Genomic DNA, 13,887 nt, shown 5'->3' on the forward strand with positions numbered 1-13,887 from the left:
CCACCATCCGTGTGCTCGGCATCGACCCGGGGCTCACCCGGTGCGGTGTCGGCATCGTCGATGTCACCCCGACCCGGCGGGCGACCCTCGTCGACGTCGTCGTGATCCGAAGCGGCACGGAGTTGCCTCTCGAACAGCGCCTTCTGCTGGTCGGAGACGAGATCGAGCGCCTGCTCGACCTGCACCGGCCGCAGGCTGTGGCGATCGAACGGGTCTTCGCGCAGCAGAACCTCAGCACCGTGATGGGCGTCGCTCAGATCAGCGGGGTGGCCCTGCATCTCGCTGCCAAGCGCGGACTCGCGGTCGGGCTCCACACACCGTCGGAGGTGAAGTCAGCCATCACGGGCTACGGCTCGGCCGACAAGAAGCAGGTCGCCACCATGGTGGCGAAGGTGCTGGGGCTGGATGAGCTGCCGAAGCCCGCCGATGCCTCGGATGCCCTCGCCATCGCGATCTGCCATGCCTGGAAGCGTGGCGCGACCGTCGCCGTTCCCGGCGGATCGCTCACCAAGGCGCAGGAGACATGGCTCGCCGCGGAGCGCTCCGCCGCGAAGTCGGCCCTCAAACGTAGGCTGGGATCATGATCTCCTCGGTGCGCGGCACAGTGCTCGGCGTCACCGGAACGACCGTGGTCATCGAGGTCGGAGGGGTCGGTCTCGCCGTCACCGTGACCCCCCAGCACGCCCTCAGCCTGCGGGTCGGCGCCGAGGCGATCGTGCGCACCGCTCTCATCGTGCGCGAGGACGATTTGTCGCTGTTCGGATTCGTCGACTCGGACGAACTCGCGGTCTTCGATCTCCTGCGCGGCGTCACGGGCGTGGGACCGAAGTCTGCCATGGGGGTGCTCGCCGTCCTCACCCCCGGCCAGGTGGCCTCCGCCGTCGCGACCGAGGACGACTCCGCGTTCCGCAAGGTCTCCGGGATCGGCCCGAAGACGGCCAAGCTCATCGTGCTCTCCCTCGCCGGCAAGATGCAGATCGCCCCGTCCCCGGCCGCGAGAACAGCCCCGTCGGCGACATCCGTCGGGGACAGCGTGCTCGTTGCGCTCGTGGGCCTCGGCTGGTCGGAGAAGATCGCCGCACAAGCGGTCGATGACGCGCTTGCCGAAGCATCCGCCGCCGAATCGTCATCGGTCGCGACGCTCCTGAGACTCGCGCTCACCCAGCTGGGCCCGCAGAAGGTGGGCACCCGATGACGGATGATCCCTCCGTCGCCATCGTGAGGCCGACCCTCGAGTCGGATGCCGAGCTCGCCTTCGAGGGAGCCCTGCGCCCCCGTACCCTCGCCGAGTTCGTCGGCCAGGCCAAGGTGCGGGCGCAACTGCAGCTGCTGTTGCAGGCGGCGACCCTGCAGAATCGCACCCCGGACCACATCCTTCTCGCCGGCCCACCCGGCCTCGGCAAGACGACCCTCGCGATGATCGTGGCCGAGGAGAGCGGTCGCCCCCTGCGCATGTCCAGCGGACCGGCCATCCAGCACGCCGGAGACCTCGCCGCCGTGCTTTCCTCGCTCGTGCCGGGGGAGATCCTCTTCATCGATGAGATCCATCGGATGGCGCGCTCCGCGGAGGAGATGCTCTACCTCGCGATGGAGGACTTCCGCATCGACATCATGGTGGGCAAGGGAGCGGGAGCGACCTCCATCCCGCTCGATCTGGCTCCATTCACGCTGGTCGGCGCGACGACACGCTCGGGAATGCTGCCCAACCCGTTGCGAGACCGGTTCGGATTCACCGCGCATCTCGAGTTCTACTCCGAGCGGGAGCTGGAGCAGGTGCTCACCCGCGCGGCGTCCCTCCTCGACCTGCGGATGGAGCGGGAGGCCCTCGCCGAGATCGCCGGCCGTTGTCGAGGCACGCCCCGGATCGCGAATCGGCTGTTGCGCCGGGTGCGGGACTACTCGCTCGTGCGTGGCACGGCGGGCATCGAGGCCGTGCACGCTGCCCTCGAGCTCTACGACGTCGACGCTCTTGGCCTCGATCGGCTCGACCGGGCGGTGATGGAGATCATCCTCACCCGATTCGACGGCGGACCGGTGGGTCTCAACACCCTCGCCGTGTCGGTGGGGGAGGAGGCGGAGACGATCGAATCGGTGGTCGAACCCTTCCTCGTGCGCATCGGACTGATCACCCGCACCCCCCGCGGGCGGGTGGCGACGAAGCAGGCCTGGGCGCACTTCGGCATCCCTCGAGTCGAGTCTGCGCTGTTCGGCGATGACCTATAATCGGAAGCTGGTCACAGTGCGCAGGGTTAGACTCCCCGTGTTCTCAACACGCCCCTGAAAGGCTCTTTCCCCATGGATCCCACACTCATTCTCATCGCTGTCGCGCTCGCGGTGTTCGTCTTCTTCCAGTTCCGCTCCTCTCGTAAGCGTGCGAAGGAGACCGCCGCCCGCCAGGCGGCGATCGCGCCCGGCGTCGAGATCATGACGAACTACGGCCTCTACGGCACGATCCTCTCGATCGATGAAGACACCAACATGGCCCTCATCGAGACGACCCCGGGCACCGTGCTGAAGATCCACCGTCAGACGATCCTCAAGGCCGTCGAGGACGAGACGCCGGATGCATCGGAGGGCGACGACGCCACGGATTCGGTACAGCTGAACGAAGACAGCGCCATCGTCATGGGAGACCCCGAATTCGGTGAGCGTGTCGAGCCGGAGGCGGCGGAGCCCGCACGCAAGGCAACGCCCAAGAAGACCGACGACTAACCACTAACCTGATGTGTGCTCGCGCATGACCTGTGCGCGAGCCTCCTGTGTGCCCGGTCGTTGATCCGGGTCGCGCGCGTAGAAAGCTGAGTCTCCCGTGGCAAGAACGACCCCGGTCAAGAAGGCCCTGAGGTCGCTGACCTGGCTGCTGATCATCGTTGCGGGGCTCGCGGGCCTCAACGGGTACGCCGCCATCTTCGCGGGAGGCTCCTGGCTTCCGAAGCTGGCCCTCGACCTCGAGGGCGGCACGCAGATCATCCTCACGCCGCAGGTGGCCAATGGCGCGGCCAATCCCACGACCGAGCAGCTCGACCAGGCCGTGGCGATCATCCGTCAGCGCATCGACGCGAGCGGCGTGTCAGAGGCAGAGATCAACACGCAGGGTTCGTCGAACGTGGTGGTGTCCCTTCCGGGCACCCCTGACCAGGCCACCATCAATCGAATCGAATCCTCAGCGAAGCTCGAGTTCCGGGCCGTTCTGGTGTCGAATGCCGCGGCCACGAGTGCGGTCGGCACCCCGACGCCCACTCCCACCCCCGGTGCCTCGGAAGCCCCGCTTCAGTCGACGCCGACCGCGAGCCCGACCAACGGCAGCGATCTGTCCTATGTGACGCCCGCCCTGCAGAAGCAGTTCGACGACTTCACCTGCGACAAGGTCGAGGCGGCCAAGACCAACGTCGCCCCCGCCGACAAACCGCTCATCACGTGTGATGTCGTGCAGGCGGGACGCCAGCAGTCCAAGTACATCCTCGGTCCCGTCGAGGTCGCGGGGGAGACGATCTCCGACGCCACCAACGGTCTCAATTCGAACAGCCAGGGGATCAGCACCGGCCAGTGGGCGGTCAACATCGTCTTCAACAGCAAGGGCACCGAGGAGTTCGCAAAGGTGACGACACGGTTGAACGCGCTCACCGGCGTTCGCAACCAGTTCGCCATCGTGCTCGACGGGCGCGTCATCTCGGCGCCGACGACGAACGCGGTGATCAGCAACGGTAAGCCGCAGATCACCGGATCATTCACCCAGGAGTCGTCCAAGACCCTTGCTGACCAGCTCAAGTTCGGCGCCCTCCCCATCGGCTTCAAGGTGCAGAGCAACGACAGCATCTCCGCCACCCTCGGGGCCAGCCAGCTGCGGAGCGGACTGCTCGCCGGGCTCATCGGACTCGTGCTCGTCGTGCTCTACTCGCTGCTGCAGTACCGCACCCTCGGCCTCGTGACCGTCGCCTCGCTCGTCGTCGCCGCGACCATCACCTTCCTCATCGTCGACCTGCTCTCGTGGCGACAGGGCTACCGTCTGTCGCTGGCCGGTGTCGCCGGTCTCATCGTGGCGATCGGTATCACCGCCGACTCCTTCATCGTGTACTTCGAGCGAATACGCGACGAGTTGCGAGACGGCCGTGCGCTCGAGTCGGCGGTGGAAGCGGGCTGGAAGCGCGCCATCCGCACGATCATCGCCTCGGACACCGTCAACTTCCTCGCCGCCGCGATCCTCTTCATCCTCGCGGTCGGAAACGTGAAGGGTTTCGCGTTGACACTCGGCCTCACGACCCTCGTCGACCTCGTGGTCGTCGCCCTCTTCACCCACCCGATGCTGCAGTTGATCTCCCGGCGCAAGTACTTCAGCGAGGGCCACCGATTCAGCGGACTCGACCCGCGCGCGCTCGGCGCCGTCTACCGCGGACGCGCGACCTTCCGCGAGCCGACCGCGGTGTCTGCCGCAAAGAAGGCTTCGGTCAGCAAAGAGGCACAGAAGCGCCAGACCATCGCCGAACGCAAAGCCGCGGAGCTCGAGGCGACCAAGCCCGGTACCAAGAAGCCCGCTGCCACAGCGAAGAAGCCCGGCTCCAGCACTTCCTCTACGAAAACCGACGGGAAGGATTCCTGATGGCCAGCTTCTCGCAGTTCGGAAACGACCTCTACACGGGCAAGCGCTCGTACGACATCATCGGCAAGCGCAAGATCTGGTACGGCATCTCCGCCGTCCTGATTCTGATCGTGATCGTCGTGCCGATATTCCGGGGCGGATTCCTCTTCGGTATCGAGTTCCTCGGTGGTTCTCAGTTCCAGATCTCCAGCTCGGCGGGCCTCGACTCGACCAAGGCTCAGACCCTCGCCCAGGACACCGTGCTCGCCGTCGAACCGGGCTCCAACCCCCGGGTGACGCTCGTGGGCTCTGCCTCGTCGGTGCGCGTACAGACCGACCAGCTCACGAGTTCGCAGAGTGTCGCCATCCAGCAGGCCCTCGCGAAGGCCTACAACATCAAGGATTCCGAGGTGACGACCTCCTTCATCGGCGCCACCTGGGGGCAGGACATCACGAGACAGGCCCTCACGGGACTGATCGTCTTCGTCATCCTGGCGGCGATCGTGATGGCCCTCTACTTCCGCACGTGGAAGATGTCGGTCGCGGCGATCACCGCGCTCCTGCATGACCTGGTGATCGTCGCCGGGGTGTACGGGGTGTTCCATATCGAAGTCACCCCCGCGGCGGTGATCGGCTTCCTGACCATCCTCGGCTATTCGCTCTACGACACCGTCGTGGTCTTCGACAAGATCCGGGAGAACACGGGCGAGGATGGCGCGGAGTCGCGCCGCACCTTCGCAGAGTCCGTCAACCTCGCGGTGAACCAGACCCTCGTCCGCTCGATCAACACCTCGGTGGTCGCGATCCTGCCCGTCGGCTCGATCCTCTTCATCGGCGCGTTCGTGCTCGGCGCCGGCACGCTGAAGGACATCTCGCTCGCCCTCTTTATCGGCATCATCGTCGGAACCTACTCGACGATCTTCATCGCCGCACCGCTGTACGCCCAGCTGCGCAGCGGTGAGGAAGCCATCAAGAAGCGCGACAAGCGCACCCTCACGGTGCGCGAAGCCAGCATCGCGCCCGTCAAGTAGCAACAATCGTCGAAAGGGCAGACCATGGCCGTACCGTCAGTCACCGCGAGCGAAGCGATCACTCTGAGCGAGGGCGGCACCTGGTTGCTCGACGTGCGGGAGAAGGACGAGTGGGACCGCGGCCACGCGCCATCCGCCCACCTGGTGCCCCTGTCGGAGCTCGGAGCGCGCCTGGCCGAGGTGCCAACAGACCGGCAGGTGCTCGTCGTGTGCCTCTCGGGTGGGCGTTCGCTTCGAGCGGCAACCGCGCTGGCGGAGTCCGGAGTGGATGCGGTGAACGTTTCGGGCGGCATGCTCGCGTGGTCGGCCGACGATGGACCCCTGGCCTCAGACGGAACGGACACGGCTCGCGTCGAGTGAGCCCGTCGCGCAGCCGGAGCATCGTGCCGTGAGCGAACCTGCGAAGTGCAGCATCCGCGCGGTGATAGTTTTGCTGCAGGAGGAACGCTGATGGTTGATACGACGACGTCCGGACCCTCTGCGCCTCCCACCCCGGGTTCGAACGGCCCCACCACCGGTTCGCTTCGCACGCTTCTGCCGCGCATCTTCTCCAAGGCCCAGCCCACCGGGGCGGTCGACCGTCTGATCAAGACGGCACGGATGCATCATCCGAAGGCCGACGTGAGCATCATCGAGCGCGCCTACGTCGCCGCCGAGCGCGCCCACCGCGGCCAGAAGCGTCGCAGCGGCGAGCCGTACATCACACATCCGGTTGCGGTCGCCCAGATTCTGGCCGACCTCGGCATCGGCCCGAAGACCCTTGCGGCCGCCCTGTTGCACGACACCGTCGAAGACACCGACTATTCGCTCGACCTGCTTCGACGGGATTTCGGCGACGAGATCGCGATGCTGGTGGACGGCGTCACCAAGCTCGACAAGCTCAAGTACGGCGACAGCGCGCAGGCGGAGACCGTGCGCAAGATGGTCGTGGCGATGTCGAAAGACATCCGCGTCCTCGTCATCAAGCTCGCCGACCGGCTGCACAACGCTCGCACCTGGGGTTTCGTGCCGGCGGAGTCCGCCACCCGCAAGGCCCAGGAGACTCTGGAGATCTACGCCCCGCTCGCGCACCGGCTCGGCATCCAGACCATCAAGTGGGAGCTGGAGGATCTCTCCTTCGCGGTGCTCTACCCGAAGCTGTACATCGAGATCGAGAACCTGGTCAAGCAGCGCACTCCGCAGCGTGAAGAGTTCGTGCAACAGGTCATCGACTCGGTCAAAGACGATCTCAAGGCCTCGAAGATCAAGGGCAAGGTCGTCGGTCGGCCCAAGCAGTACTACTCGATTTACCAGAAGATGATCGTGCGCGGCCGTGAGTTCGACGAGATCTACGATCTGGTCGGCATCCGTGTGCTCGTGGGATCCGTTCGCGACTGTTACGCGGTGCTCGGGTCCATCCACGCACGGTGGAACCCCATTCCCGGTCGCTTCAAGGACTACATCGCGACCCCCAAGTTCAACCTGTACCAATCGCTTCACACCACGGTGATCGGGCCGAAGGGCCGTGCGGTGGAGATCCAGATCCGCACCGATGAGATGCATCAGCGCGCGGAGTTCGGTGTCGCGGCGCACTGGAAGTACAAGGAGCGCGTCAACGGCAAGGGCTCGTCGAGCGAGACGAGCGACGACGGAGACATGGCGTGGCTGGCGCACATCACCGACTGGCAGGCCGAGACCGCCGACCCCAACGAATTCCTCGACTCACTGCGCTTCGAGATCGGCGCGAAGGAGGTCTACGTCTTCACCCCGCAGGGGAAGGTCATCGGCCTGCCCGCGGGTGCGACCCCGGTCGACTTCGCCTATGCCGTGCACACCGAAGTCGGTCACCGCACCATGGGCTCAAAGGTCAATGGCCGGCTGGTGCCCCTTGAGAGCACGCTCAACTCCGGTGATGTCGTCGAGATCTTCACCTCGAAGAGCCCGGATGCCGGACCGAGCCAGGGCTGGCTCAACTTCGTCAAGAGTCCCCGCGCGCGGAACAAGATCAAGCAGTGGTTCACCAAGGAGCGACGCGACGAGGCGATCGAGCAGGGCAAGGATGCGATCGCGCGCGCCATGCGTAAGCAGAATCTGCCGCTCCAGAAGCTGATGAACCAGGACTCGTTCAACGAGGTCGCGGCCCAGATGCGTTACGAGGACATCTCGGCGCTCTACGCCGCCGTGGGGGAGGGACACGTCTCCACCCAGTCGGTGATCGAGAAGGTGCTCGGCACTCTGCACACCGAGGCGGAGACCGAAGACGCCGAGATCCCGTTCCCCACCAAGGGGCGCAGCAAGCAGTTACGCAACAGCGACTCCGGCGTGCTCGTGCGCGGAGCCCCCGACATCCTCGTGAAGCTCGCCAAGTGCTGCACGCCGGTACCGGGCGACGACATCGTCGGATTCGTCACCCGGGGATCCGGTGTCTCGGTGCACAAGACCGACTGCCACAATGTCGCCTCACTCCTCACCGAGCCAGAGCGCATGGTGGACGTGGAATGGGCGCCGACGTCGTCGAGCATCTTCCTTGTGCAGATCCAGGTCGAGGCGCTCGACCGCGCCGGACTCCTCTCGGATGTGACCCGCGTGCTGTCCGAGAGCCATGTCAACATTCTGTCGGCTTCGGTGTCGACCTCCAGTGATCGTCTGGCCCTCAGCCGCTTCGTCTTCGAGATGGGTGACACGACGCATCTGGATGCCGTGCTCAATGCCGTTCGGCGCATCGACGCGGTCTACGACGTCTACCGGGTCAACGGGGGCTAAGCCCCTCAGGGGCCGCTGAATACCGGGGTCACTGGATCCGGCGGCGGCTGGACCGACTGGATCCGTCGCAGCGCCTCGCTTATCCTCTCGACGGCGAGGGTCTTATGGGGCAGGTTGCGGCGGCGGTCGAGAACGGCGCGGCATTCATCGAGCCCGAACCGCTCGATCCGCATCAACGAGCCGATCACATCCAGTTCCACGTCGTCGAAGCTGAGGCTGTTTCGGGCGAGGTCGACGACGGTGCGCACCGGGGTTGTCACCGCCAGTCCCGCGATGTGCTCGAGGTCCTCCTCGTCGATCACCACCTCCCGAACGCTCAGCGCAACCAGGGTCGCCGGTCGCACCCGGGCGGTGATGTCCGCGCAGAATTGGTGCCGGGTCGGCAGTCGGGCCGCGCCGTAGACCCAGGCCGCACTGCGCTGCTCCACGATGAGTCGTGGTGGGATGGTCAGGAACAGGGCGCGCGCCCGCAGAAGGCGTGACTCGATCTCGTCGATGGGGCTGAAGCACTGGTCGACACGATAGAGCTCACCGTCCAGCTTGGCCGCGTGGAGCTCCGCCTGGGGGAGATCCGAGTGGAAGAGCACGGACGGCAAGCGGGACATGCCAGCCATCGTTGCTGATGCCATCGGACCGCATCGGGTGCGCAGCCCGATCTGTGGACAGTCGCTGCCCGAGCGTGGAGCGGGGGAGGGGCGTTAGCCGATCGCCTTCAGCCAGGCCTTGCGAGCCGCAAGGGCCTCCTCGGCAGCCGCGACCTTCTTGGCGTCGCCGCCGGCTTTCGCGTCGGCGAGCTCGGATTCGAGCTTGGCGATGGCATCCTGCAACTGGCCGGCGAGCCCCTCGGCTCGCGCGATCCGCTCGGGATTGCTCTTCTGCCAGTGGTCCTCGTCGAGCTTGCGCACCGCGGTCTCGACCTTGCGTAAGCGATCCTCGATCGGCTTCACCCTGTCGCGCGGCACCTTGCCGATGGCGTCCCAGCGGCGCTGGATGGACAGGAGCGCGTCTTTCGCCTTCACCCGATCGGTCTCGGTCACGAGCGGCTCGGCCTCGGTGAGAAGAGCGAGCTTCAGCTCGAGATTGGCGCTGAATTCCTCGTTGTCCTTGGCGTCGATCTCGGACTTCGCCGAATACAGTGCGTCTCCGGCCGCCTTGAAGCGCAGCCAGAGGGCATCATCGAACTTCTTACCGGCACGGCCGGCGGCCTTCCAGTCGTCGAGAAGGGTGCGGTAGACCGGAATGCCATCGAGGCCCTTGGGGATGAGGGCCTCTGCCTTCTCGGCGAGCTCCTGCTTCTTGTTGCGCGCGTCCTTGTGCACGGAATCGAGTTCCGCGAAGAAGGCCTTGCGGTGCGTCTCGATGATGGTTCGAGCCGCCCGGAATCGCTTCCACAGCTCGTTGCTCTCGTTCTTGGGCAGACGGGGGCCGTCTGCCTGGTGCTTCTGCCAGCGTGCGAAGATCTCGTCGAGGGTGGCGCTGACCTGCTTCCACTGGGCCTTGGCCGGGTCCTGCGCGGCGAGCTTCTCGGCTTCGACGACGAGGGCCTCCCGTTCGGCGAGAGCCGCCTCGGTTGCCGCCTTCGTCTCGGCGGTCTGCTTCTCGGTGAGTTCGCTGACGGCGCCGTCGAGCGCATCGAGTCGCTTCGTGAGAGAGGGCAGGTCGCCCACGGCATTGGCCGAGGCCACCGTGGTCTTGAGCGCAGAGATCGTCTTCGCGACATCCGATGCCGCCGTGCCGCGCTTGATGCGCTGTTCGAGCAGCGTCACCTGGCCGGCCAACTCGACGAATTTGCGCTGGAAGTAGCCGAGAGCCTCTTCCGCCGTGCCGTCGGGATACTGCCCCACCGCGCGTTCGCCCTCGCCGTCCCGCACGAATACGGTGCCGGTCTCGTCAACGCGGCCCCATGGAGCCTGTTCGTCTGTCGCCAAAAGTCTCACCTTTGCTTGTCGGCCATGCTGTGGAATGGCCGACCACCAGCCTATTGCACGGTCAGTTGCGTGATCTTCGTCGGAACGACGGGAGCGCCATCGGATGGGCCGCTCGCGGAGGGGGTGACGCCGGCATCGGCGATCCGGCTCACAAAGTCGGGAAGGCCGCTCGTGACCTTCCCAAAAATGGTGTATCCCCCGGTCGTGGTGGGCAGATTCGTGTCGGCATAGGTGATGAAGAACTGGCTGCTCTGCGAGTAGGCGGAGTCCCCGCGGGCCATCGCGATGGTCCCGGCGGGATACACGCCGTCGGCGGGCACATTCTCGAGCGGTCCGAAGCTGAAGCCCACATCGCCGGCGCCCTTACCATCGACCGAACCGCACTGGATGAGTTTGAACGAATCACCGTTCGTGAGGCGGTGGCAGGTCGCCCCGGTCGTCGTATAGAAGCTCTTCTTCGCGAGGTCGATGAAGACCGACGTCGCCTGCGGGGCCTTCGCCCCGTCGAGCGAGATTCCCAGCTTCACATCATTGAGGCTGATGTCACCGGTCCAGGTGCGATCCTCAGCGATCGTCTTGGCCGGAACATCGCCCACGTTCTTTCCCGCGGCCGGGCTGGCCGAGGGCGATGCCGAGGCGGCCGGGCTGGCCGAGGCGCTCGGCGCGGGCATCCCGGGCCCGGCCGTGAAGTAGAAGACCTGCGTGAGGGTGGCGAGGGCTGCGATCACGACGACGCCGACGATGGCGACGACGTTGTCGCGCCGGCGCCGGGAGACCTGGAGACTGTGAACGGACTGCCGGGCGTTGTAGCGGCGGAGACGTTCGCGGGCCTCGCGCGCGTCCCGCTCGGCGTTCTTGCTTGCTGCCACGGCTGGTCCTTCGAGCTCGGTGCCGCAGTCGCGGCAGGGAATGTCCTCCTGCACTGTAGCTGACGCGTGCCCGGCCGCGACCGATGATGGTCGGCGGCGCGAACTACCATTGCCTTCATGGTGGATGCCCGGATCGGACTGCGCGCCGGCGCGACCCCACTCGCGGTGCGGATGCGTCCGCGCAGCCTCGACGAAGTCGCCGGCCAGCGCCATCTGCTCACGCCAGGCTCGCCTCTCGTCAGCCTCGCCTCGGACAAGACGGGGGAGCAGGGCGCGACCTCGGTCATCCTCTGGGGACCACCCGGAACGGGGAAGACGACCCTCGCCCAGGCCATCGCGCACTCCTCCGGCCGCAAGTTCGTGGAGCTCTCCGCCGTCAACGCCGGCGTGAAGGACGTGCGAGAGGTCATGGAGCAGGCCATGTCGTCACGAGACCTCTACGGCGTGTCCACCGTGCTCTTCCTTGATGAGATCCACCGTTTCACCAAGGCGCAACAGGATGCGCTGCTCCCGGGGGTGGAAAACGGGTGGGTCATCCTGGTGGCGGCCACGACAGAGAATCCCTCCTTCTCGGTGATCTCGCCGCTCCTGTCGCGTTCGCTGCTGCTGACCCTCGAGGTGCTGAGCGATGAAGACCTCGCTACGCTCGTGGACCGCGCCGTGGTGGATCCGCGCGGGCTCGCCGACAGGGTCGTGCTCGAGGACGAGGCGCGAGCGCTCATCATCCGCCTCGCGTCCGGAGATGCCCGGCGCGCCCTCACGGCTCTCGAAGCCGCGGCGCTGTCGGCATCGTCGACCAGCGAGGACGACGAGAAACCGGTCGTGACCGCAGACATCGTGGCGATGGCCGTCGACCGGGCGCTGCTGCGGTACGACCGCAACGGCGACGAGCACTACGACGTGATCAGCGCGTTCATCAAGTCGATCCGGGGCTCTGACGTGGATGCGGCGCTGCACTATCTCGCCCGGATGATCGAGGCGGGGGAGGATCCGCGGTTCATCTCCCGGCGGGTCATGATCAGCGCCGCGGAAGACATCGGGATCGCCGACCCGCAGGCCCTGCTCATCGCGGTGGCGGCCGCCGACGCTGTGCAGTACGTCGGAATGCCCGAGGGGCGCATCCCGCTCGCCGAGGCCGTTGTCTACCTCGCGACGGCGCCCAAGTCCAACGCCGCCTACATGGCACTGGATGCCGCGATCGCCGATGTGCGCGCCGGCAAGATCGGTCGCGTGCCCAAACACCTGAGGGACGCGCACTACGCCGGGGCCAAGAAGCTCGGCCACGGCAAGGGCTACAAGTACTCCCACGACTCCGAGTTGGGGGTCGTGCAGCAGCAGTACCTCCCGGACGAATTGCGTGACACCCGTTACTACACTCCCACCGAGCACGGCAACGAGAGGGAAGTGAAGGCGCGCCTCGAGAAGTTGCGCCGCATCATCCGCGGGGAGTGACGGCCGGGGTCTCGACACGGGCGCTGCGCGCCCTACTCGACCAGCATCCGGCCTTCTGTTAGGATGCTCTGTGGCCCTGGGGAGTAATCCCGGGCCGAACCCCTCTTCCCAACCTGTCCGCGCTCACGCACGGGCCTCCACGGTGCACATCCGTTTCGTGGGGGCGAAGAGAATCGAAAGGAATCCGTGTCTACCCAGTCACGTACCCGTAGCAAGACGCGCCTGTCGCGTGCGTTGGGCATCCCGCTCACGCCGAAGGCCGCCAAGTACCTCGAGAAGCGCCCGTACCCTCCGGGGGAGCACGGCCGCACCAAGCGCAAGACCGACAGCGACTACGCCGTTCGTCTTCGCGAGAAGCAGCGCCTGCGTGCCCAGTACGGCATCCGTGAGGCTCAGCTCAAGATCCAGTTCGAAGAAGCTCGTCGCGCCGCAGGCCTGACCGGTGAGAACCTGGTCGAGCAGCTCGAGATGCGTCTCGACGCCCTCATCGTGCGTGCCGCCATCGCGCGCACCACTGCCCAGGCCCGCCAGATGATCGTTCACCGCCACATCCTGGTCGACGGCCAGCGTGTCGACCGTCCGTCGTTCCGCGTCAAGCCGGGACAGCTCATCCACGTGCACGCCAAGAGCGAGGGCATGGAGCCGTTCCAGGTCGCCGCTGCCGGCGGTCACGTCGACGTGCTTCCGAAGACGCCGCCGTACCTCGAGGTCGAGATCGACAAGCTGCAGGCCCGCCTCGTGCGTCGCCCGAAGCGTGCCGAGGTTCCCGTGACCTGTGAAGTCCAGCTCGTCGTGGAGTACTACGCGGCTCGCTAGTCTCGATACGGGCGCTGAGCGTCCTACTCGACCACCGGTATTGTGGGAGCGGATCATCCTCGGATGGTCCGCTCCTCCTTCGTTAAACAACTGATTGGTGCACCCCATGAGTGGTGGCGATATCGCCGGACTGATAGCCGCGGGAGTCTTCGCGGTGCTCGTCGGCATCATGGCAATTCCGCTGGTGAAGCTCGGACGCGTCTTCGACGAGGCCGGAACGGCCATCCGCGACCTCGGAACCCATGTCACCCCTATTCTCGAGGAGGCCACCACGACGATCTCCGAGACCAATAAGCAACTCGCCAGGGTCGACACCATCACCAAGGGGGTCGCGGAGGCCACCGGCAACATCACCTCGCTCATCGCGCTGACAGCGGCGACGGTCGGCGGACCGCTCATCAAGCTCGCGGGATTCTCGGCAGCGGTGAAAGTCGCACTCGGTGCACTGAAGCCCAAATCGCGCGCGAAGTAAA

At 66.1% G+C, this 13,887-nt stretch carries 14 protein-coding genes; 11 read left to right on the forward strand and 3 right to left on the reverse strand.

Annotated elements, in window-relative coordinates:
- Positions 1-5 precede the first annotated feature (5 nt).
- The 8 genes from ruvC to ABIB54_RS10060 all read left to right on the forward strand — a co-directional run bounded on the left by ruvC (position 6) and on the right by ABIB54_RS10060 (position 8,349).
- Positions 6-584, forward strand: coding sequence for a crossover junction endodeoxyribonuclease RuvC (ruvC, locus tag ABIB54_RS10025; protein ID WP_354575591.1), 579 nt, complete (start codon positions 6-8; stop codon positions 582-584).
- Positions 581-1,195, forward strand: a complete 615-nt coding sequence (gene ruvA / locus ABIB54_RS10030) for a Holliday junction branch migration protein RuvA (RefSeq protein WP_354575383.1) — start codon at positions 581-583, stop codon at positions 1,193-1,195. The genes ruvC and ruvA overlap by 4 nt, the downstream gene beginning before the upstream one ends.
- Positions 1,192-2,223 carry a Holliday junction branch migration DNA helicase RuvB gene (ruvB, locus tag ABIB54_RS10035; RefSeq protein ID WP_354575384.1) on the forward strand — a complete coding sequence of 344 codons (1,032 nt, stop codon included), beginning with the start codon at positions 1,192-1,194 and terminating at the stop codon, positions 2,221-2,223. Before ruvA ends, ruvB begins: the two co-directional genes overlap by 4 nt.
- Positions 2,224-2,295: 72 nt before the next feature.
- Positions 2,296-2,712, forward strand: coding sequence for a preprotein translocase subunit YajC (gene yajC, locus ABIB54_RS10040; protein ID WP_354575385.1), 417 nt, complete (start codon positions 2,296-2,298; stop codon positions 2,710-2,712).
- A gap of 97 nt (positions 2,713-2,809) precedes the next feature.
- A complete protein-coding gene (gene secD, locus ABIB54_RS10045) occupies positions 2,810-4,597 on the forward strand; it encodes a protein translocase subunit SecD (protein ID WP_354575386.1) in 1,788 nt (595 codons plus the stop codon).
- Entirely contained in the window at positions 4,597-5,607 is a 1,011-nt protein-coding gene (gene secF, locus ABIB54_RS10050) for a protein translocase subunit SecF (RefSeq protein ID WP_354575387.1), read from the forward strand. The genes secD and secF overlap by 1 nt, the downstream gene beginning before the upstream one ends.
- A 24-nt stretch (positions 5,608-5,631) precedes the next feature.
- Complete coding sequence (locus ABIB54_RS10055) at positions 5,632-5,967, forward strand: rhodanese-like domain-containing protein (RefSeq protein WP_354575388.1); 336 nt, start codon at positions 5,632-5,634, stop codon at positions 5,965-5,967.
- 90 nt (positions 5,968-6,057) lie between these two features.
- The gene (locus tag ABIB54_RS10060) at positions 6,058-8,349 is read left to right on the forward strand and encodes a RelA/SpoT family protein (RefSeq protein WP_354575389.1); all 2,292 of its coding nucleotides are present in this window, start codon (positions 6,058-6,060) and stop codon (positions 8,347-8,349) included.
- A gap of 5 nt (positions 8,350-8,354) precedes the next feature.
- On the opposite strand, the gene ABIB54_RS10065 is transcribed toward ABIB54_RS10060, so the two are convergent.
- From ABIB54_RS10065 to ABIB54_RS10075, 3 genes are all read right to left on the reverse strand, one after another.
- Positions 8,355-8,954, reverse strand: coding sequence for a type IV toxin-antitoxin system AbiEi family antitoxin (locus ABIB54_RS10065; RefSeq protein ID WP_354575390.1), 600 nt, complete (start codon positions 8,952-8,954; stop codon positions 8,355-8,357).
- A gap of 93 nt (positions 8,955-9,047) precedes the next feature.
- Positions 9,048-10,277, reverse strand: coding sequence for a DUF349 domain-containing protein (locus ABIB54_RS10070; protein ID WP_354575391.1), 1,230 nt, complete (start codon positions 10,275-10,277; stop codon positions 9,048-9,050).
- A 50-nt stretch (positions 10,278-10,327) separates the two neighbouring features.
- Complete coding sequence (locus ABIB54_RS10075; RefSeq protein WP_354575392.1) at positions 10,328-11,146, reverse strand: peptidylprolyl isomerase; 819 nt, start codon at positions 11,144-11,146, stop codon at positions 10,328-10,330.
- Positions 11,147-11,263: 117 nt separating this feature from the next.
- Between ABIB54_RS10075 and ABIB54_RS10080 the strand changes: the two genes are divergently transcribed.
- The 3 genes from ABIB54_RS10080 to ABIB54_RS10090 all read left to right on the forward strand — a co-directional run bounded on the left by ABIB54_RS10080 (position 11,264) and on the right by ABIB54_RS10090 (position 13,886).
- A complete protein-coding gene (locus ABIB54_RS10080; RefSeq protein WP_354575393.1) occupies positions 11,264-12,598 on the forward strand; it encodes a replication-associated recombination protein A in 1,335 nt (444 codons plus the stop codon).
- Positions 12,599-12,784: 186 nt separating this feature from the next.
- Positions 12,785-13,414 carry a 30S ribosomal protein S4 gene (rpsD, locus tag ABIB54_RS10085; protein ID WP_185200678.1) on the forward strand — a complete coding sequence of 210 codons (630 nt, stop codon included), beginning with the start codon at positions 12,785-12,787 and terminating at the stop codon, positions 13,412-13,414.
- A 106-nt stretch (positions 13,415-13,520) separates the two neighbouring features.
- Positions 13,521-13,886, forward strand: a complete 366-nt coding sequence (locus ABIB54_RS10090; RefSeq protein WP_354575394.1) for a DUF948 domain-containing protein — start codon at positions 13,521-13,523, stop codon at positions 13,884-13,886.
- Position 13,887: the final 1 nt, after the last annotated feature.

Source organism: Frigoribacterium sp. UYMn621, assembly GCF_040549525.1.
Classification (GTDB): Bacteria; Actinomycetota; Actinomycetes; order Actinomycetales; family Microbacteriaceae; genus Lacisediminihabitans.